The following is a 20,850-nucleotide window of genomic DNA, read 5'->3' as shown; positions in this document are numbered from 1 at the left end:
CCCCCCTGTTAAAGTGATTCAAAAGGAAGCGCTTACAAATAATGAGGAGGGGTTTTATGCTGGCAATACTGGGATATTGTATGGTTGCTGTTTTTATGGCTTTAATTATGACGAAACGAATGTCTGCCCTGTTGGCATTAATTATTGTGCCGATCCTGTTTGCTTTAATTGGCGGGTTCTATACAGGGATTGGCGATATGATGCTGGAAGGGATTAAGCAAGTTGCTCCAACAGGCGTGATGCTCGTGTTTGCTATCCTGTATTTTGGCATTATGATAGATGCTGGCCTGTTTGATCCAATTGTGAATACGATTTTACGGATTGTTAAGGGGGATCCTCTAAAAATAGCCCTCGGAACCGTTGCTCTCGCGTCGCTGGTAGCTCTTGACGGAGATGGAACAACAACGTTCATCATTACTGTCACAGCCATGCTGCCACTATACAAAAAGCTGAATATGAATTTATACATGCTGGCAACGCTCGCCCTTCTCTCCATCGGGGTTATGAACATGACACCCTGGGGCGGACCGACAGCGAGAGTCATCAGCTCTCTGCAGCTTACAACCGAGGAAGTATTCCTTCCGCTGATTCCTGTAATGGCAGCCGGCATTCTTTTTGCCTTTCTTGCTGCCTGGTACTTTGGGATAAAGGAACGCAAACGAATTGGAATCCGCTCAATGGATGATTCCGCTATCAGGGAGCTTAAGGCTGCAGAGGAACAGATAGCTGCGGCTGTCAGCAGAGAATCACTTGCAGATTTGCAGCGTCCAAAGCTAATTTGGGTAAATGCAGGACTGACAATAGCCCTTCTGATTGCCTTAATCGCCGGATTGCTGCCGCTCCCTGTACTCTTTATGTTAGGCTTTGCAATTGCTGCGATGATTAATTACCCAGACCTTGTACAGCAAAAGGAACGTGTTGCCGCTCATGCTGGCAATGTCCTGGCAGTTGTCGCGCTAGTCTTTGCTTCTGGTATTTTCACAGGAATCATGAATGGAACTGAAATGGTGGATGCAATGGCGACAGCACTTGTTCAAGTCATCCCAGATCAATTGGGAAGCCAGCTGCCTTTAATTACAGCGATCACGAGCATGCCATTCACGTATTTCATGGCGAACGACCCTTATTATTATGGAATTATCCCGATCATAGGGGAAACGGCTGCCAGCTACAATATTCCTATGGCTGAGATTGCCCGTGCATCAGTGCTCGGCCAGCCTGCTCACGTGCTAAGCCCGCTCTATGCAGCAGGTTACCTGCTAGTCGGAATGATCGGCATTGACTATGGCCAGAATCAGCGCTTTGCATTAAAATGGGCAGTTGCTTCTTCCCTATTTATGATTATGGCTGCGATTGCATTTGGCGTTATTTCAATTTAATATCCTTAATGCTGGTGCGGATAATGAATTTATGCTGTTTTCACCTCGCAGCTGATCCTATGCTATAATTTGAAGGGTAAAATAAACATAGAGGTGACAACCCTTGGCCATACATGTCGTACTTTATCAGCCGGATATACCGGCCAACACCGGAAACATTGCGCTGACTTGCGCCGCAACGGATACAGCTTTGCATTTGATCCGGCCGCTTGGCTTTTCGACAGAGCCGGAAATGATCAAACGGGCAGGCTTTGATTTCTGGGACTCTGTGAACATATCGTATTATGATTCCATGGATGAATTTTTCTCTAAAAACCAGGGAGAGTTTTACTATATAGAAACCTTTGGTGAACAGGCCCATTCATCCTTTGATTTCAGTGATGTCTCAAAGGAGCATTATTTTATGTTTGGGAAAGAAACAACAGGCTTGCCTAAAGACTTGCTGGAGGAAAATAAAGATCATTTCTTAAGAATTCCTATGAATGGCAATGTCCGATCGCTCAACCTATCGAGCACAGCTGCGATATTGGTGTACGAGGCATTGCGCCAGCAGGGGTTTCCGAATATTAAATAACCATCTTCCCTGCTGGAAGATGGTTTGTTTTTGCTCAAACAGTTTCAAATCTGATTCAGCCTCCCAGCGCCTTTCACCTTATTATCGCATAAAAAAAGCTGCACAATGACAGCCCAGAATCCCGCTTTCTCTCTATGACACCCTCATTTTTCCGGCTTCAGAATGGTTCTTTGCAGGGGAACACCTCCCATCGAAACATTGCGTTCTATGAAAATATAGGTCCGGCCGTCAATAATGAATTTTCGATTTCCAATATAACTGACCTCTCTCCCTTGATTCACAAGCTCATTTTGGATAGCTTCTATATATTCTTTAAAATCCACATACCTCTCATCAAAATCAATCGTGATATGATTTTTTCGATATCCCATAAGCCAATTAAAACCAGCCAGACATAGGCCGAGTATAACCAAAAATAGTATGAGTTTCATCTCGGGGCTTCACCTCCCTTTAATAACTATTTTACGTGAGAGAAACTCATTGGTTTCATGTAAAACAAATTTGACTAACTCATATTCCAAATACTAAAAAACAGAGGGTCTCATGAGTTCCTCTGTTTTCATATTTCCCCCTCCATCAGCTGGGCCATTTGCTTGGAATTGGGATCATTCTCTTTTTATAAGGCTCTTTTCTAAAATTTTTTTTGTTTTGGTTTGTGAATTCTGTCCGTTGATTGCAGCGAAAGGCACGCAGCGAACCCGCGGAAAGGAATGCGAGCCTCCTCGGCTTCGCCTGTGGGGTCTCACACTTCCCTCTCTACCCGCAGGACATTGAAAAAGCATCTTCGAATGAACACCGCACGAAGATCCAACTCAGCAAATTAAACTAGGTTATGAAAAAGCAACAAACTTTACGAAAACAGCCTTTTATAAAACATTTGGATCCACTTGCTCCCTGCTTACTTCGCATAGCTTTTGTATCTAATCGGCATCATCTCCACTGCTCAATTTTTAAAATAAAAAACCGGGAGGCACCTGATCTGGATGCCACCCGGTTTTTTCTCTATTGATTACTCTTTAACAGTCATTTCCTCACCTGTTTGATTCTCATGATGAGGTTTCACTCTCTTAATAAAGAAAGCAAGAATAAGTGCAATGACCGCAATCAGGGCAGAAATGAAGAAAGTAAAATTAATGCCATTCAGCATCGCTTCATTCATGATCTGCCGCTGGATATCAGCTGCAGCCTGTGCAGATGGCTGTGCACTTGCACTCATATTGGCCAGTGTGTCAGCTGCCAGCTCCTCTGCTTTTTCTTTCGTACGGTTATTCATGACGGTAATCAGCAGGGCCGACCCAATGGCGCCTGAAACCTGCTGCAGCGTATTATTCATAGCGGTTCCGTGCGGGTTATTGATCGGCGGCAGCTGATTCAACCCATTTGTCATGACAGGCATCATCACCATTGACATCCCGAACATCCGGAAGGTATACAGCAGAACAAGGGTTGAATAGGCCGTAGTCATGCTGATTCTGCTGAAGTAAAAAGAGGTTACAACCGTAATGGTCAGTCCAATCACCGCTAAAACCCTTGCCCCATACTTATCAAATAGCTTCCCTGTAATTGGAGACATAATCCCCATCACAATCGCTCCCGGCAGCATCAAAAGACCCGAATCTATCGGTGAAATGCCGCGGATGGTCTGTACATAGATCGGCATCAAGATCATTGCCGAAAACATGGCGACAGCTATCACGATTGAAATGGCCGATGACAGGGCAAACATCGGATATTTGTAGATGCGAAACTCTAGCATTGGATCATCCATCCGGAGCTGTCGGAGTATAAAAGTAACTAAAGCAATGGCCCCAATTACAATCGTCCCGTATACAAGAAGGCTATCCCATCCTTTTTCCCCTGCTGAGCTAAAGCCATAAAGCAGCCCGCCAAATCCGATGCTTGATAATACCAGCGAGATGAAATCAAGCTTAATCGCTCTCTGCGGTGTGATGTCTTTTAACTTAAAGACGGCAAAAACTACGGTTAACAGAGCAATCGGCAGAACAAGATCAAATAACATTCTCCAGCTGTAATGTTCAATCAGCCAGCCGGAAAGAGTCGGCCCGATCGCTGGAGCTGTAATCATAACAAGCCCAAACATCCCCATTGCCGCCCCTCTTCTTTCAACCGGAAATGCGGTTAGCATGACATTCATTAATAATGGCATCATAATCGCTGAGCCTGAAGCCTGGATCATCCGAGCCCCTAATAACACACCAAATGCAGGGGCAATGCTTGCAAGGAATGTTCCCAAAGTAAACAGTGACATGGCTGTAATGAATAACTTCTTATCAGAAAATCGCTGAATGAAGAACGCACTCGCCGGTATTAAAATTCCGTTAATCAGCATATAGCCTGTAGACAGCCATTGAACGGCCGTTGCGTTCACGTCAAATTCCGCCATAATGGATGGGAGGGCTACGTTCAGCAAGGTTTCATTCAAGATCGCTACAAAAGCCCCGATAAATAAAATGGCAATCATGCCATATGGCGGTTTATTTTGATCTGCTTTGGTTTCCTGCTGCATATAGATCAAACCTTCTTTCTATGTTAAATATAAATTTGCTTATCGGATACATCCGGACGGATCAGCCCTGAATGAAGCCATTTCGAAGTGCATTGTGCAAAAATGAGCTCGGCTCCCCTGCGCTATAGAGCTGCAATTCATGCATAGCCCTGGTGCAGGCGGTGTAAAAGACCCGGCGCAGACTTTCATTCCCATACACACGTTCAGAAGCATCATAAATGATGACAGCTTCAAATTCGATGCCCTTGGATAAATACGAAGGTACGACAACCACGCCTTCTTCATATTCTGTCGAGTTGCTTTTCAAGAGCTTAATGCCATCGATGCCGGACAGAGCCTCATAAGCCTTTGCACTTTCTTCAGCTGACTTGCAAATAATAGCTATGCTTTTAAGCCCCTGGCTTCTCCAGTCAGCCACCTTGGAGGCAATGCTCTTATGCAAATCGGTATGATCGGTTAATTGCATCAGCTCAGGCACCTTTCCACCACGATCAAAAGGAATGATTTCTTTCCCGTTCGGAACCAGTCTGCGCGTGAATTCGATGATGGGTTTAGTCGACCGGTAGCTCCTCGCTAAATTAATCAGCTCTGTCTGATCCGGCCCATACAGGCTGGTCAGTGTGTGAAAATCAGCGGTTTCGCTCGCATGGGCGAAGATTGCCTGATTAAAATCACCTAGCACGGTCATCTTGGAAGCTGGAAACAAACGCTTTAAAAACTCAAATTGAAACGGAGAATAGTCCTGTGCCTCATCCACTACAATGTGTTTGATCGCGCTATTCGTCTGAAATCCTTGAATTTGCTCCTTCACATATAAAAAGGGAGTCGCATCTTCATAGCATAATCTGTCTTCATCAAGCCTTTCCTGTGTCGCCAGGCAAATATCCTTCCATTCTGAAGGCACCTCCTCTGCCCATTTCTGAATCCTTAGCGGATCAGCAAAGAGCTGCTTGTAAATCGCCTTTATGTCAATGAAACGCATGCTCCTGATTTGTTTTCGCAGCGGCTTGAATTTTTTCCGGACAATCAGGCGGGCTAACGCTTCAGGCTCGATTTCATAATCATGTACCGAATCCCCTGTAAAGCCGCGTTTTTTCGCAAGATAGGCATGCGCCTTATGGTACTCCTCATTGCTGAGCAGCTCGATTTCCTCCTGTACCCACGGCTGATTCCTTTCAGCTTTTTCCGCTTCCTTTATACGCTTGCCAAGCCATTCCGTCAGCTTCTCAAGTCTGTTATGGAATCGGAGTGAGGTATCGCTGCTGTAGAATCGGTCAGCCATTTGCTGAGCAGTAACGATTGGCTTGCCCCTGAAACTGATATCCTTAAAGATCATGCCTGTTAACTCCAGAGACGTTAAGTAATCATTAATCGCCTCAAGAAAACGAACAGATGCCTTGAATTTAATGCCAGCTACCCTAGCTTTGTACTCAGGGGTTTCCGCTGCAGTTAAGACATACTCTAATTGCTCATATGGATTTTCGACAGTGAATTCTTTCCCCAGCCGGTGATCGAGGTATTCCTGGAAAGTAACCTGCTGCATGTTCTCTTCCCCCAGTTCAGGCAGCACATTGGATACATAGCTGTTAAACATCGAATTGGGAGAGAACAGGATGATCTGATCAGCATTTAGATTTTCCCGATATTTGTAAAGCAAATAAGCAATCCGCTGCAGGGCAGCAGATGTTTTGCCGCTGCCGGCTGCCCCGTGAACTATTAGCAGCCTTCCCAGATCATGACGGATAATCCGATTTTGATCCTGCTGAATGGTTGCAACGATATTATGCATATGCTTATCAGTTCCCTGGCCGAGAACCTGCTGCAGAATTTCATCCCCAATGGTAAGGCTCGTATCGAACATCGATTGCAGTTCTCCCCGGCGGATCAGGTACTGCCACTTTTTCTCCAATGTGCCCTCAATTGTGCCTCCGGGCGTATCATATTTTGCCGGCCCCGGCTGGTAATCATAATACACACTTGAGACAGGTGCCCTCCAATCGTAGATAAGAAAATTTTCTCCACTCTGATCCCTCAGGGTAGAGATTCCTATATAGACGGGTTCAAGATCGGAAGAGTCTTCCTCCCTAAAATCGATCCGGCCGAAATAGGGCACCTCCTCCATTCGGCGCAGGGTGGACAATCGCTTCGAAGCATGTCTATGGGTGCTTTGGCTTACAGATAGAGCCTGCGCTTCTTGTCTTAAGCCAATAATCGTCTCCAGATAATCATCAAACGTATCCGTATTCACCTTCACTTCATCCCAAAAGTGTTTGCGGATATGAACTACTTCGTTTTTACGTCTGGAGGTTTCTTCTTCCAATCTGCGGACTTCCTCCGAAATCGTCTCCATTACACCATCCAATCGTTTTTGCTCCTGCTGAAGTTTTGAATCCATAGCAAACACTCCTTAAAAAAATTTTATAAAAAGGTTGACAAACGAATTGATTGCATTATATAATTAAGATAGGGAAAATATACTTTTGTTTAATTAAATAATGCGCATCTATATAAATTTACCACAGGGCATTCTCTTTTTCAATGGTTTTTACATAATTTTTTTTGTCGAATCCACACTAGCCGTTTTTAACGTTTCCAGCGTTAAAAACGGCTAGTTTTATTTTTCATAGTTTCCCGCCTAATTAGACATTGGTTCCCTCCTGCCCATTCCTAATCGTATTTTTATTTCCCCTCATTAAGACTGCCGGCTGCAGGTCTATTCTTTTCCTTCAGGACCTTTTTTCTAAAGTAAAAAGTCCGCCTTTTGACTCCTAAGGCGGACTAAACTTTATTGGCGATCCTGCAGTGATTTACCCTGATTTTTCTTAAACTTCTCGATCATGGCTGCAAAATTCTCATGTGCATAAATGCCTTCCGATTCTGAAATAGCCCCATAAAGAACAGAATCTAAAGATTCCTTTAATACGCATAAAGACTGCTGAACAGCACCACTCTCAAAGCTCTCCAGCGGCTCAGGTAATTCATCCTCATCTAATATAAAAATATCTCCATTCGGAAGCACTAGCATATCGATGATTAAATCTTCAAATGAAACCATTCCATCGGTGAGCACTGTATCTTTTACAATGTTAAAATAGGAGCCTAAATAGCCGCCTTCAGCATCTCTCCAGAAATACAAATTATATGGGCGGTCCTCCCAGTAATAAGCAATCGTATAACTGCCTTTCGGTATAGTTAATTGAGTTTGACCTGCTATCATTGTAAAGGAATCTTCTATAATATGAAAAAGCACCGCACGATGATTTTCTGCTGTCAGCAGCATACAATGATGTTCCACGATTTCGGAATCGTATCGTATCTTTCTTTCTATTATTTCATCCCCATACATCATTTATTGCTCAAGTCTCCTTTTATAAATTCATTCTGTCCAATTGGCCCATAGTTCTGCGGACCATTTACGCTCGTTATTATAACTTATTGTACATAGAAATAGAAAAAGCTTACTCCATCCAGCTAATTTAATAGCCTGGAGTAAGCTTTTAATACTTTAGTGTTTTTGCAGTAAGCTGGTCAGCAGCCCCTTGTCCAGGCTGCCTTTTCCCGTTCGCTTAGCCTCGTCATGCCACCAGTTGGCTTTTTCCGGGTTTTCGAGGACTTCTTTTATCTCACTCGGATGCTCAACAACTGGCGCGGAGCCGCGAAGCGACCTGCCTGCAGTCTCTCTTACAAACAGGGTGACAACAATAATTCCGAACGCACACATGCCCATCAGGTAAAATGCCGGTACCATATTATTATCAGTCACACTCACAAGCCATGCCACAAGCAGCGGCGTCGTTCCTCCAAAAAGGGATGTCGCCGTATTATATGTGATGGCAAGTGCACCGTAACGCACTTTCGTGAAGAATAAAGAAGGCAGTGTAGCCGGCAGGGACCCCTGCAAGGTGGACAGCGTCGCACCGAGAATCAGCAATCCAAAAAAGGCCGCATATATATTGCCTGAACGAACCAGCATGAATGCAGGGATGCTTAGGACAATTGCCCCCAATAAACCTGCTTTTAATACTTTGTTCCTCCCATATCGATCACTCAATCGTCCCATTGTTAATACCATTGGAACCATGGCAATCATGACAAGCACAAGGAGCAATAACCCTTTTTGCTCACTGTAGCCAAGTTCCTCAGACATATAAGATGGCATATACGTAAGAACGGTGTAACTCATCACATTGTAAAAAATTACGATGCTTGTACAAATTAACAGAGCCTTCCAATGCTCAGCAAAAATCTCTCTTAGGGACGAATGTTCTTTTCTTTCTTCTATCGTTTCATTCATAGCCTCAAATGCTGGAGTCTCATCCAAATGGTTGCGGAAGTAGAAACCGATGATGCCAAGTGGTGCAGCAATGAAGAAAGGTATTCTCCAGCCCCATTCCACCATTGTTTCACTTCCAAGAATAGATGTCAGCAAGGTGACAAGACCGGCACCCGCAATAAACCCTACCAGTGTTCCAACCTCTAATCCACTTGCCATAAAGCTGCGATTTTTATCGGGAGTGGTCTCCGCAATGTAGGTCATTGCCCCCGCATACTCACCACCCGTTGAGAAACCTTGAACGAGTCTGGCTAATAGCAATAACACCTGAGCAGTAATCCCAATGGCTGCAAAACTAGGTATTAAACCAATACTAAGGGTGGCAGCCGACATCAGAATCATAGTGATTGCCAGGACATTCTTCCGGCCAATGCGGTCACCCATCATTCCAAAAAACATACCACCGAGCGGCCGTGCTATGAAAGCCACTGCAAATGTAGCAAAAGCATATATAAGCTGAAAGGATGGATCAATTTCCGGGAAAAAAACTTTTCCGATTGTAACGGCTAAGAAGGAGTAAATACCAAAGTCAAACCACTCCATCGCATTCCCGAGCGATGTACCCATCATAGATTTTTTAGCGACACTGCTGTCTACTACCGAAATATCTTTTTTCTCTACGGATCTTGGTTGTTTATTCACATTTTCCCTCCTAAATATTATTACACTAGAATAATTGCTTAATGGTTTTTTCCCTATCTCTCATCTATTAAACAATACAAATATTGGTAATAATCAGAAATCTTAACACCTGCAACTCCATTAAACAAAAAAGCTGCCTATTGGCAGCCTGCTGATCAATGGTGGTTTTAAGCGACCATATATTATAGATATTGGAATTATAATGCTGATAGTTACACCTTAGCTTTACAGAGATATCAAAAGGAAACAATCATATCTTCCCTTCTCTAATCTGTCCAATCAGCTTCTCCATCCAAAAAATAGCATGCTCCGCTTTGGTTGACACGTATCCGCCCAGGAATTCAATTAGCTGTTCATTATCTTTGTCTTTTTCAATTAGCTGTTCAAAACTTTTATAATACTCCCACTTAGCCTTGGCACTCTTTAATTTTTCTTCAAGGATTGCAGCTGCTTTGTCCCGGTCTACGTATTCGAGGTTGGCCAAACCCACCATCATTTCACCGATCGTATCGGCTTTTTCAAACAATTTGTAAATTTTCCTCGGCAGTTCTTCCCGGCCGTTTGCGGTGATCTCGAATATGTGTTTATCCGGGCGATGCTCCTCTTTCATAATTTCAACTGCTTGAATCAAGCCTTGTTTCTCTAAAGAATCAAAATGGTAGTACAGCTTGCTCTCTGTTATTCCTGCGAGCTGATCAAATGGAATGGGTTCTGAAAGCTGCTTTTTTATTTTATAAGGGTAATTCTTACCTTCCATCAGTTTCGTTAAAATAAATATTTGAATGGTCATCCTTTATACTCCTTCAAGAGAATTACCCTTATTTTAGCAAAACGCAGGTGCCATTTCAGCCTCATCCTTTGCCTTCTTAATAGAAAGCCACCCTTAAAGATATCAGTATGCCTGCACTAAGGGTGGCTATTTTATCTTACTTAAACACCTTCATCGGCAGGTGCGTCAAGGACTGGCCAGTGGCAGATGATGTTAAATTCTTTTCCAATTCAAACCCTTCCACTGGTTCAATGCCGGAGAATTTTTTCACGAAGGTCTCCAATGCTATTTTCATTTCCAGGCGTGCCAGAGGGGCACCCAAACAGAAATGCGGGCCATTGCCGAATGTCAGATGCTTTTTATTGTTAGGCCGGTGTATGTTTAACGAAAAAGGATCTTCAAACATCCGATGGTCCAAGTTACAGGCACTCATCCAGGCAATAACGACATCCCCCTCTTTTAGCTCAACACCTAATAAATTGTTATCTTTTTTCACAGTGCGGTCTCTTCTCGACATATGGAATCGATAGCGAAGCATTTCTTCAACTGCGTTCGGCACCAATTCAGGGTCTTTACGCAGCTCTTTATATAGTGACTCATCGTCATATAGCAATGAATAAAACGTATTGGCGATCGCATGACTGGTAGTCTCGACTCCTGCACCTAAAAGCAGCATAGTCACCTGCACAATTTCATCATCGGTAAACTTTTCGCCATCTACCTCAGCTTGAATCAAATCAGAAATAATATCATCCGAAAGATTCGACCTCTTCTGAACCACTATCGGATAGAGATATTGAAAATATTCTTTCGCAGCATTTTGTTTTTGAAGCTCTATGTCTTCCAGTCTTTCTTTATCATAAGGCTGGAACAGGATATCTACCCACTCCTTGAACTGGGTCCTGTCCTGTATCGGCACGCCAAATAAATCGGCAATCACCATACTCGGCAACGGGGCTGCCAGAGCCTCAACGATATTCACTATCGAATTTTCCTGGATGTTTTCTGTCAGTTCCTGTGCGATCTGCTCAATGCGCGGCTCCCAATTCTTTAAACTGCGGGGAGTAAAAGCTGCCGCTAACAAGGAACGCCATTTTCGATGATCCGGAGGGTCCACAAGTGTCAGATTGGTTAAAGGCGACGCTTTTTGCTGCTTATCATTGGCGCCAACAAAAATCGTTGTTCTCGGCCCGGCGCTTGAAAAATATTCATAGTTGCCAAGCACCTGTTTCACACCCTCATAGGTAAACACATTCCAAGTATTCGTTGGTTCATGATAATACACCGGATGATGATGGAGCATATCTTTATACCACTCAATAGGAAAAAACTCTTCTGCACGTAACTGGAAATTAGTAATCTCGTTTACGGGAATAACTTCTTTCAACATACGATTTCTTTTCCTCCTTTAAAATGATGGAGATTCGCCGGGCTTCGCCAAAGTTAGATTTAATAGGCTATTAAATGCCTTCGTTAATTACATTACTCTAATTAGAGTAGTTTAAAAAGAGTATTTCAGGCTAAATATTTCCATATTTTATTTTGGAGAAAATTTATATGTAGTCCATGTAACCTACAAAACGATTGAAACTTGAGAGATACGCCTGTATGGATGCTGCAGCTAGTTCGATAGGCACCTTTCAGGGAAATTTTGTATTTAAGTGATTAGACTTATGGTATGGTAATACATATAGGGTGAGTCCCTTGTTAGTAAGGATTTAAAGGAGGCCTCGTCATGATTATCAAGTGGATTCGGCACAGATAATGAACAGGGGCAGGCCAATGCTCCGGGAAGAAACTGATCTGCGATAGGAAGAACAGTGAGACGGAGGTAAAATATGAGTGAACAAATAATGAAAATAAATAATGTGGAAATCTGTACTGAGAGCTTTGGGAACCCCAAGAATCCAGCTATTCTTTTGATAATGGGCGCCATGACTTCACTCGATTGGTGGGATGAGGACTTCTGTTTTCGTCTAGCTGAACAGGGGAGATTTGTCATCCGGTACGATCATCGGGATTTGGGAAGGTCGACTACTTATGAACCCGGGACTTCCCATTACACCATAACGGACTTGGCTGATGATGCGGCAGGCGTACTCGATGCTTATCAAATAGACCAGGCACATATTGTCGGTATGTCCATGGGCGGCTTAACTGGCCAGATTCTTGCCTTAAGACATCCGGAACGTGTATTGACGCTGACCCTTATCGCCTCAAGTGTGTTTGGAACTGTGATGGAAAAGCTGCCGCCAATGGACCAAAGCATACTGGATTACCACGCGAAGAGCGCTTCCATCGATTGGTCGGATCGGGATGCGGTTATTTCCTTTCTTGCGGGCGGATGGAAAACATTAGCCGGCTCCAAACCTTTCGAGCATGAAAGAATGCATAAGCTGGCAGCAAGAGAAGCCGACCGTGCCAATCATCTCCCAAGCAGATTTAACCATGCCCTGCTGCAAGGCGGAGAAGAATATTATGATAAAACGGATGCGATTCGCGTACCGGTTCTCATTATCCACGGCACGAAAGATCCTGCCCTCCCTTACGAGCATGGACTTGCGCTTAGGAAAGCCATTCCTCATGCAGAACTGGTGACGCTTGAAGGGACTGGACATGAGATTCATAGTGAAGACTGGAACCAGATTATAAATTCTGTTGTTAAGCATAGCTCCTGATTAAAGACTAAGATGTTACTAGAAAGTTCAAAGCCCAGTTTCTCCAATCAAATTAGAAACTGGGCAGCTTTTTTCTTTACAATCATGGCATTAAAAGGAACGGAAAGGAATTGACTGCATCCGAACCCTTTAAGTGTGAATTTTTGAAACCCCTTTATACATTTATTCGTATAAAATATTAGAAAAACCTAAAGAAATATGGTGTTGCTAAGTGTTCATTAGAATTTTTCACAAATCAAGCCGACCGGCACAAGCAGCTCTAGTTGCAGGCTCTATACTATTATTAATTGGCGGAATAGTTAGTCTTGCTTTCTAAGTTCCAGCCAGCCAGACATACTATACCTTACTAAAATTGTATTTAAATTGAATTACTGCCTTTAACAGTACCATATCACGATATTCAACTACATTTAGATTCCTTTGTAGCGGAGGCGTTAGCAAAAGCTGGCGCCTTTTTTTAATTAGCTGTGAACTAAAAAAAGAAGCAGCTGGAAAACAGATGAAATCCAGTGATTAATCCTTAACTTACACTAAAAAAAGTGCAAGAGCTATGGTCGCACTTTATGATTGGAATTGATTAATTTAAGCTCTTTTTCAGACTTACCTGATTCCGGGCAGAGTGAAAGTAAATCTGCATTAACCGCATAAGTAAATGTATCCTCTGTTTTTAATTCTCTCTTGCCGTTGATAATTAATTTGTCATAATGTAAAGAGATTTTTATAAGATGGGTATACATTTGGTCGTTTTCAGCGGACTTAAGCTGCTTAATCCAAATACGAATTCCTTCTGGTTTTAGCTCTCCCCAGCTGATGGAGTTTGCATTATATTTATGATGATAATAATCGTTTAAGCTATGACGAACCCATACCTGCATTGTGTCATATATAAACATCTTTGCTGCTTGATCCTTCACTTCATATTTTTCTCCTCCTACTGCAGGAACCTTACTAGCCGAGGCATTACCAACGGTTAAGAAAAATATCGCGACAAAAATTAGCACCATTTTATTCATCTCAACACCCCCATAATTAATTATGAATAGGGTTGCCTAATGATATTCTTTAATGTACTTAAAATGGAAGTTAAATTTAGCTGGGTTCCCAACTATCATGCCCAAGCAGAATAAACCTCCCGCAATAATAAAATAAAAAAAGTGCAGGAAATAAGATCTCCATACACTTTTTCACCTTCACCTATTTATTTAATAAAAGCTCTGTTTCCGAAAAAATTTCTTGTAGTATTTCCAGCGCTAGCCTTGTGCTATCTATGTTTGCAGAAAGCAATGTGATTATTTTATCTATTTTTATCTTATAGTCTTTTGGCTTGGCATCAAACCCGTCAATCATTCGAACAGCTTTTTTCTCATTGATACAATATTCTTCATTCAGAGCAAATAAGACTTGATTTAGACATGAGATGGATCGATAACAATGACCTGTAACATACGAAATATCATCTTTATCAGCATTAGCTTTTGCAAACATTAATGAAAACGATGCTTCGAACATAAAGTAGCCAATGATTGCATCCTTTAAAGGCTTTGGATATGGCATGGTTTTGGATTTTAGGCTGGCAATTCGATTCCTTTTGTCATCCAGTATTTTGCAGATGGAGACTTCACCCATATACATAACATTTAAATAGGCATGTGGGTGTCCTGTATGGTAATGAGTTGAAACGTTACCTAACAGGCATTCATCAATGACCTGCTCCACTCTATTGATATCACGAAATATTAAATCAACGTGATAACCTTGAACAATAATCCATCCGCCTCCATTTATCCAAGCACCCCATTCCCCTAAAGATGTAACTAAATTCTCTCTATGTTCATCATCCAGTTTTGCAGCAGCCCTGTTAACATCACTGACATTAAAACCTGCCGATTCATCATAGTAGATTCCAATGTCAATATCAGAAGTGGCGTGATTAGTCCCTCTTGCTCTGGAGCCGCCTAAAACTGTCCCTACAATGCCAGGTATCCCGTCCAGTTCTTTTATTATTTCAGTTATAATCTTTTGCACAGTCAAAAATTTTCAACTCCTATAGATTTATTTTAATATGGGGCCATACGTTACTCATCCATTAATTTGTCCTCCCTTTCTTTCAGCCTGCCGCTCTCAATTATCTTTATTTAATTATAAAATCTAAGCTCTTTCTCACAATGTTATAAATGTATAAATTATCATTTGTGACTTAGGCGTTTCCTATATAACTTTATTGATATAAGGATAATGATATCGAGCAAGCAGCAGCAAAGAATCATCAATCCACTGAAGAGATAAGAACTTGGAAACAGACAACCCCAGAAACTATCCCAACTGACAACGTTTCTATAGATTTGTATGGTGAGGTTGGAAAATATGGACTTGTCCGCGGCACCTTCAGGGTTGAGAATGAGGGGAAACATACATGGTATTTATGGGTTGACCCTGACAAAAAGGAAGAGTTGATTGGTAAAAAAGTAACTATTACAGGGATTAATGAAAAAGATAAAAACGCAGAAATGGACTTAGGTGTAAGTGATATTGCAGAATTATTAACGGATGAAGCAAAAATTATTCCTGACTCTATGAATGCATTGAAATTCGAAAGTACCATAACTCCGCCAAGGGAAGGCAAATGGAAAATAAATACTTTTGTAGATGATACCATATTAGGAACAACTGTTGCTGAAGCTCAAGGTAAATAATGCTCTACAATAATATTCTTATTATAAATGCCCTTCTTTTTAGAAGGGCTGTTTTTTTTTGCTATCCTAAAGTTTGCCCATTTTTAACAAATTACTAGAGATCGCCACTTAGGGACATTAGTATGATATAAAGAAATTTGGTTTTTACCACTGGTTATCATCAACAAACCGCAACAGTTCCTTTGATACAGAAATAACGTCTTCCTCATTAAAAATGATACAAGCTGTGCCCCCACCATATTTCTCGTGTTCAAATTCACCAAGGACTGTAACATATCCCTTTTGAAAAAAATAAATGAGTTCTCCATCGAGTTCTTCAACAGCACTTAAATCATTAAATAAATATGCTTTGCGCGGTTTGTCATAAATCTGCAATGCACTGCCTCCTTGCTCCATGATTAGCAGCTTTACTTGTATAAAAGTACCCGTAAATTTAAGTGAATTTCTTCAAAATCTATTAACTTACCTTATTAATGCACCAAACACCAGTTAATTATTGCACTCAATTTATTATATAATGTTAAAATATTATATTGCTGATTCCTGTGGTCTAATTTTTGTATTTTACTATATTATCGGTAGTTTGCAGCTTATTAAAGAAAATATAGAAAGAGGGATTTTTTATCAAAGAAAAAAATTTGGTTGTTATACATACTGTTTCTTTGTTTGTTTTTATAGCTGTTACCAGCCTTACATATACTCAAGCAGGTTTGGAACTTGACCAAGTCATCACACACTGGTTAATAAAATTCAAAGATACACTTATTGGAAGCAGTATGAAATACATCTCTGTATTAGGTTCGAGTGAGTTTATTTTAATCTGTACACTATTCCTTTTACTTTGCCTCATGTTTAAAAGAGATTGGTATAATAGCTTGTTCTTATGTGCTGTAACATTTGGGGGTATTCTTTTAAACCTTGTGTTGAAAATCGCTTTCCAGAGGGAACGCCCAGAAGATATGCATTCCATTGAAGTTTTTAGCTACTCTCTTGATATTCCATCTTATAGTTTCCCAAGCGGTCACACAATGAGGGCTGTTGTGATGTGCCTCTTTTTAATCTATATTAGTTCCCTTTTATTTAAAAAGGGTTTCACTAGAATGGTATCCTATGTTATCTGCATCACCATTATAATAGCCGTAGCAGCAAGCCGTATTCTCCTTGGATTTCATTTTCCATCCGACACGGTCGCTGCTGTCAGTATTTCAATAGTTTGGTTCACCTTCTGCTTATACTTTTTCCCATTCATAATAGAAATAATAAAACGGCAAAGGGCTTAAAAACCTTTTCCGTTTTTTATTTTGTATAAATAAAGCACGGCACTTTGCTTAAATATCCTGCCTATAGCATTTGAATTCTTATCTTATTCTTCACTGTTCACCTATATCCTCTTTTAGAAAACTTCCCGCAGCAGCTAAATTCTTTTACTGGGAATCCATTAATCTTGGAAAATCCACCCTTTTTTCTAATCATTTTCTAATCTGCTTTTCAGATAATTTTAGTTTTCGGCAGGTACATTATAAGTAATAAAGCTAGGAGGGAAACAAATTGAAGATTGTAATTGTACCATCGGGGTTTAAGGAATGCATGGATGCGGAGGATGTTGCTTTGGCGATGGAAAGAGGAGCTATGCGGTTTAATGAGTCCGCCAAAATCGAAGTAGTACCCATGATTGATGGGGGTGAAGGGTTTGCCAAAACCATCACGCGATTAAAGAGCGGGAAATTAATTTACCTGGAAGCTACCGGGCCTGTAGGCAAAAGAATACATACCTATTTTGGCATGTTCGAAGAGAACGGGAAGCAGACTGCTGTAATTGAGATGGCAGCTGTTGCCGGGCTGAAGCATGTCCCGCTGCTGGAACGCAATCCTTTGCTGACGACTACTTATGGTGTGGGCGAGTTGATCCTGGCGGCACTTGACCTTCGGGCAGATCGATTTCTAATCGGCTGCGGCGACTCTGGAACATCAGATGGAGGAGCTGGAATGGCTCAGGCACTTGGAGTGAAGTTTATGGATACCAACGGGGAAATTATTGATATTCATGGCGGAGCTGATTTATTGAAGGTAAAGCATATTGATGCCACTGGTATTGATAGGCGGCTTAGTAAAGTGAAAATAGATGCAGCCTGCAACTGGGAGAATGTTTTATGCGGGGAAAGAGGTGTGGCAAGAGTATTTGGACCGCAAAAGGGTGCGAGCCCAGAACAGGCAGGCATATTATCTGACGCTATGGAACATTATGCTGGATTAATAGAAAACACCTTCTCTTTGGATGTCAGATTGATACCTGGAGGCGGGGCCTCAGGCGGGCTAGGGGCAGGTTTGGCAGCATTTGCAGGTGCCTCTCTTCATCCGCGCTTTAGCCTTATTAAGAAGTATATTAACATCGAAGAAAAAATTGCAAACGCTGACATTGTGCTAACAGCAGAAGGCAGCATCGATTCCCAGACTCCCCATGGAAAAATACCAACAGAAGTCGCGCGAATTGCCAAGAGATACGGAATCCCCGTTATTGCCATTACCGGAACGATCGGAAAGGGAGCCGAACTAAATTATGAAGCAGGCATCGATGCTTTCTTAAGTATTATTCAAAAGCCAACTTCACTTGAGAAGGCTATTCTCTATGCTCCTGAATGGATTGAAGACAGCACAGAATCTGTGATGAGACAGATTGCCATAGGGCTGAGGATTGCCAAAAGGAACCGGGTTAAGGAAGCAGCCGTTTAATATGCAGACAAGAATAGAAAGACATAAACATAGCGGGCCTCTTATGGTACAAGTGGATCGTGTTTTTACACGGACGCTCACCATTATCCTCTTACATGGCCTTTTCCTGCTGGTGACTTTCTTTTTGGAGGGGCTGGACTACAAGGCAAAATTATCACTATTTGCTTTCCTCTCCGCCATGACCCTTTGGATCACAACGAAATTTCCGGCAGGATATGTCGCACTTGCTAGTGTTTGCTTCATTGTTTTCATGAAGGGCAGCAGCCAGGAGCTTCTATTCCATTCCCTCTCCGAAGAAGTAGTATGGCTGATGATTGGGGCCTTTATCATTGGAGAGGCGGTTACACAATCCGGATTAGCTGCCAGACTTGTTGAATTTATTTTAAGGAAAAGCCGGACTGCTGGAAGAATGAAAATGGGGATTATCTCATATATTTTCGCAACAGCTTTTTTTATCCCCTCCACTTCCGGACGTGCTGCAATGGCAAAACCCATCATCATGCATGTAGGAAGCAGATTATCTCCAGGAGAGAAAAGAGTTTTGGCGGTCACAGTGCCAGTCGTCATACTAATGAGTACATCTGCTGCTTTAATTGGAGCCGGATCTCATATGATTAGCATCGGCCTCCTAGAGAGCGCTTCGGGACAGACCATCTCCTATTTACAATGGATGGTATGGGGTCTGCCATTTGCTCTAATAGTGACAATTTTATCTGTGTTGGTCATAAAATGGCTGATGAGACAGGAAGCAACATCCGCCCACTGGGATACTAAAACAGCCGTCGAAGTAACCAAGCCTCTAACCATGGCGGAGAAAAAAACTTTAGTCATTATTGCCTTCCTTTTAGCAGGATGGATGACTGAAAATATCCATGGGTATGATCTTGCGTTTGTAACAGTCCTTGGAGCCATCGTCATGATGCTTCCCAACATAGGTATCATCAGCTGGAAGCAAGGAATTAAATCAGTATCGTGGAACCTTATTCTGTTCGTAGCAGCAGCGACTTCCCTTGGAAAGATACTGGTTGAAACTGGTTTGGTTCAATGGCTGGAGGAAAAGATAACAGGTTTTCTCTTTTTGTTCAGTCAGGCCCCTGGCTGGATTATAGTACTGGGCATTTTACTGATCACCTCAACGAGCCATTTATACATTACTTCCCATACTACAAGGGCAATCGTTCTGATTCCAGGGATCATTCTCTTTAGCCAGTCAGCAGGGATTAGTCCCTCTGCTGCCGTCTTTCTAAGTTTAATAGGAATGAATTATTGCATTACCTTTCCTGTCAGTTCAAAAGCACTGCTTCTCTTTTATGAAGATGGAGATTTAAATTATGATGCAGGGTTATTGACTAAGTTAAGTGCAATCCTAATGCCGGTTTACATTATAGTGGCTGTGGTTTTTTATTGTACTTATTGGCAATGGACTGGAATGAGCCTGCATTAATTCAGCTTACATTAATTGGCTAGTTCATTTCCACTGGTGTTTTTCAAAACATCTCAAATGGTCTATAACAAAGCAAAACTCGTCCTGCAACTGACGAGTTTTCTTTGTTAAACTGAAGCCCCCATTACTTTAAATTCTAAAGTCAAAAAGTTCCCTTCTAATTTGTCGGTGAAGCTTTATCTTAAATTTTGTTGACTAAATTAGTAGTAACTTGCCTGTCCCCTTAGTGGAATAAAAAAAAGCCGCATAATTCAGCAGCCGGTCATGAACATATGCTCTTGTTATAATAAGCAGCTGTGCTTACTGAGAGTTAATTGTGACTTAAAAATCAATGTCAATCCACTTTCAAATAATGAAAGAAAACACGTTCCCATCTATAAATTAGTAATTTCACCATTACCTATATGTTATATTTCGGCCTTCCGTAACCGGCAATCTTTTGATTAGACAAAGTATAAAACTTCTTGCTAACGCCGCCTCCGTTGGAAATCTCGCTGGAAGCCCCGAAAGTATTGCCTTCGATTGTATATACATATGTGGAATCAACCGCATAAACAATTCCTGTATGACTAACACATTGAATGTTGGAGCCAAAGAAAATTTGATCACCAATTTTCGGGCCGGACGTATAATATTGACCGTTATTTTTAAAATATAGAGCGGAATGTGCGCAGCTAGCCCCACGCTCTCCATGGCACAAAAGCTTCTTCGCTTCTTCTACTCCGTAAGCTTGTACAAAGCACCAGTCAACAAATACGTCGCACCAGGCATATCCTTGTTTTTCACCAATATAAAATCCGCTGATGGCATCTAAATCTCTTGCGTACTTAGTGAAATTATTAACACCAGCATTAGCGGTCTTGTCATCAAGATCCCTGTTACTTGCCTTTTCAAGATAGCCAACTTCTGCTTTGGCTATTTCAATGACAATGGATACATCAGTCACATCCTGCACCTCCTTAAAACGGTAATACAAGCCACTACTTTATTAGATGCGTCAATATAAAACCCAGTTACAGGATACATGGACTAGTACCTATTTTAATCGAAAAATTTTCAACGCCAGTTGAGTATGGCGGCT

General features: G+C 41.8%; 18 protein-coding genes. 7 read left to right on the top strand and 11 right to left on the bottom strand.

What is annotated here, in order from left to right; translation table 11 throughout:
- Window positions 1–56 precede the first annotated feature (56 nt).
- Both AC6CHU_RS17585 and AC6CHU_RS17580 read left to right on the top strand, forming a co-directional pair.
- Window positions 57–1,379 (top strand): CitMHS family transporter, encoded by a 1,323-nt coding sequence (locus AC6CHU_RS17585; protein WP_251283493.1) that lies wholly within the window; start codon window positions 57–59, stop codon window positions 1,377–1,379.
- 103 nt (window positions 1,380–1,482) lie between these two features.
- On the top strand, window positions 1,483–1,953 hold the full coding sequence (locus AC6CHU_RS17580) for a tRNA (cytidine(34)-2'-O)-methyltransferase (RefSeq protein ID WP_159862259.1): 471 nt from the start codon (window positions 1,483–1,485) through the stop codon (window positions 1,951–1,953).
- 143 nt (window positions 1,954–2,096) lie between these two features.
- On the opposite strand, the gene AC6CHU_RS17575 is transcribed toward AC6CHU_RS17580, so the two are convergent.
- The 7 genes from AC6CHU_RS17575 to AC6CHU_RS17545 form a co-directional block, all read right to left on the bottom strand.
- Window positions 2,097–2,384 (bottom strand): hypothetical protein, encoded by a 288-nt coding sequence (locus AC6CHU_RS17575; protein WP_251283494.1) that lies wholly within the window; start codon window positions 2,382–2,384, stop codon window positions 2,097–2,099.
- Between the two features lie 578 nt (window positions 2,385–2,962).
- On the bottom strand, window positions 2,963–4,480 hold the full coding sequence (locus tag AC6CHU_RS17570) for a DHA2 family efflux MFS transporter permease subunit (protein WP_159862261.1): 1,518 nt from the start codon (window positions 4,478–4,480) through the stop codon (window positions 2,963–2,965).
- A gap of 61 nt (window positions 4,481–4,541) precedes the next feature.
- Window positions 4,542–6,875 carry an RNA polymerase recycling motor HelD gene (gene helD, locus AC6CHU_RS17565; protein WP_498122521.1) on the bottom strand — a complete coding sequence of 778 codons (2,334 nt, stop codon included), beginning with the start codon at window positions 6,873–6,875 and terminating at the stop codon, window positions 4,542–4,544.
- 390 nt (window positions 6,876–7,265) lie between these two features.
- Complete coding sequence (locus AC6CHU_RS17560; protein WP_236566112.1) at window positions 7,266–7,829, bottom strand: ribonuclease FAU-1 family protein; 564 nt, start codon at window positions 7,827–7,829, stop codon at window positions 7,266–7,268.
- 156 nt (window positions 7,830–7,985) lie between these two features.
- Complete coding sequence (locus tag AC6CHU_RS17555; RefSeq protein WP_236566130.1) at window positions 7,986–9,383, bottom strand: MFS transporter; 1,398 nt, start codon at window positions 9,381–9,383, stop codon at window positions 7,986–7,988.
- A 322-nt stretch (window positions 9,384–9,705) separates the two neighbouring features.
- Window positions 9,706–10,245, bottom strand: coding sequence for a PadR family transcriptional regulator (locus tag AC6CHU_RS17550; RefSeq protein WP_159862263.1), 540 nt, complete (start codon window positions 10,243–10,245; stop codon window positions 9,706–9,708).
- A 136-nt stretch (window positions 10,246–10,381) separates the two neighbouring features.
- Window positions 10,382–11,614, bottom strand: a complete 1,233-nt coding sequence (locus AC6CHU_RS17545; protein ID WP_498122520.1) for a cytochrome P450 — start codon at window positions 11,612–11,614, stop codon at window positions 10,382–10,384.
- A gap of 448 nt (window positions 11,615–12,062) precedes the next feature.
- Between AC6CHU_RS17545 and mleCBF the strand changes: the two genes are divergently transcribed.
- On the top strand, window positions 12,063–12,902 hold the full coding sequence (mleCBF, locus tag AC6CHU_RS17540; protein WP_159862265.1) for a CBF family alpha/beta fold macrolide esterase: 840 nt from the start codon (window positions 12,063–12,065) through the stop codon (window positions 12,900–12,902).
- A gap of 548 nt (window positions 12,903–13,450) precedes the next feature.
- Here the strand turns inward: mleCBF and AC6CHU_RS17535 are convergent.
- Window positions 13,451–13,915 (bottom strand): hypothetical protein, encoded by a 465-nt coding sequence (locus AC6CHU_RS17535; protein ID WP_159862266.1) that lies wholly within the window; start codon window positions 13,913–13,915, stop codon window positions 13,451–13,453.
- Window positions 13,916–14,096: 181 nt separating this feature from the next.
- Window positions 14,097–14,933, bottom strand: coding sequence for a nucleotidyltransferase domain-containing protein (locus AC6CHU_RS17530; protein WP_498122519.1), 837 nt, complete (start codon window positions 14,931–14,933; stop codon window positions 14,097–14,099).
- 311 nt (window positions 14,934–15,244) lie between these two features.
- Here AC6CHU_RS17530 and AC6CHU_RS17525 point away from each other — a divergent pair, with 311 nt between their 5' ends.
- Window positions 15,245–15,595 (top strand): hypothetical protein, encoded by a 351-nt coding sequence (locus AC6CHU_RS17525; RefSeq protein ID WP_159862268.1) that lies wholly within the window; start codon window positions 15,245–15,247, stop codon window positions 15,593–15,595.
- Between the two features lie 144 nt (window positions 15,596–15,739).
- Here the strand turns inward: AC6CHU_RS17525 and AC6CHU_RS17520 are convergent, their stop codons facing one another.
- Window positions 15,740–15,970, bottom strand: coding sequence for a hypothetical protein (locus tag AC6CHU_RS17520; RefSeq protein WP_159862269.1), 231 nt, complete (start codon window positions 15,968–15,970; stop codon window positions 15,740–15,742).
- A gap of 263 nt (window positions 15,971–16,233) precedes the next feature.
- Here AC6CHU_RS17520 and AC6CHU_RS17515 point away from each other — a divergent pair, with 263 nt between their 5' ends.
- The 3 genes from AC6CHU_RS17515 to AC6CHU_RS17505 all read left to right on the top strand — a co-directional run bounded on the left by AC6CHU_RS17515 (window position 16,234) and on the right by AC6CHU_RS17505 (window position 19,769).
- Window positions 16,234–16,875: a phosphatase PAP2 family protein gene (locus AC6CHU_RS17515; RefSeq protein WP_498122518.1), complete on the top strand. Its 642-nt coding sequence runs from the start codon at window positions 16,234–16,236 to the stop codon at window positions 16,873–16,875.
- A 268-nt stretch (window positions 16,876–17,143) separates the two neighbouring features.
- Window positions 17,144–18,325, top strand: coding sequence for a glycerate kinase family protein (locus AC6CHU_RS17510; protein ID WP_159862271.1), 1,182 nt, complete (start codon window positions 17,144–17,146; stop codon window positions 18,323–18,325).
- Complete coding sequence (locus tag AC6CHU_RS17505; protein WP_498122517.1) at window positions 18,288–19,769, top strand: SLC13 family permease; 1,482 nt, start codon at window positions 18,288–18,290, stop codon at window positions 19,767–19,769. The genes AC6CHU_RS17510 and AC6CHU_RS17505 overlap by 38 nt, the downstream gene beginning before the upstream one ends.
- A gap of 400 nt (window positions 19,770–20,169) precedes the next feature.
- Here AC6CHU_RS17505 and AC6CHU_RS17500 read toward each other — a convergent pair whose 3' ends face one another.
- Window positions 20,170–20,715: a CHAP domain-containing protein gene (locus tag AC6CHU_RS17500; protein ID WP_159862273.1), complete on the bottom strand. Its 546-nt coding sequence runs from the start codon at window positions 20,713–20,715 to the stop codon at window positions 20,170–20,172.
- Between the last annotated feature and the right edge of the window lie 135 nt (window positions 20,716–20,850).

The organism is Cytobacillus sp. GQ23, assembly GCF_059758675.1.
Note: the sequence above shows the minus strand (reverse complement) of the source record. Positions and strands in the feature narration are given on the sequence as shown.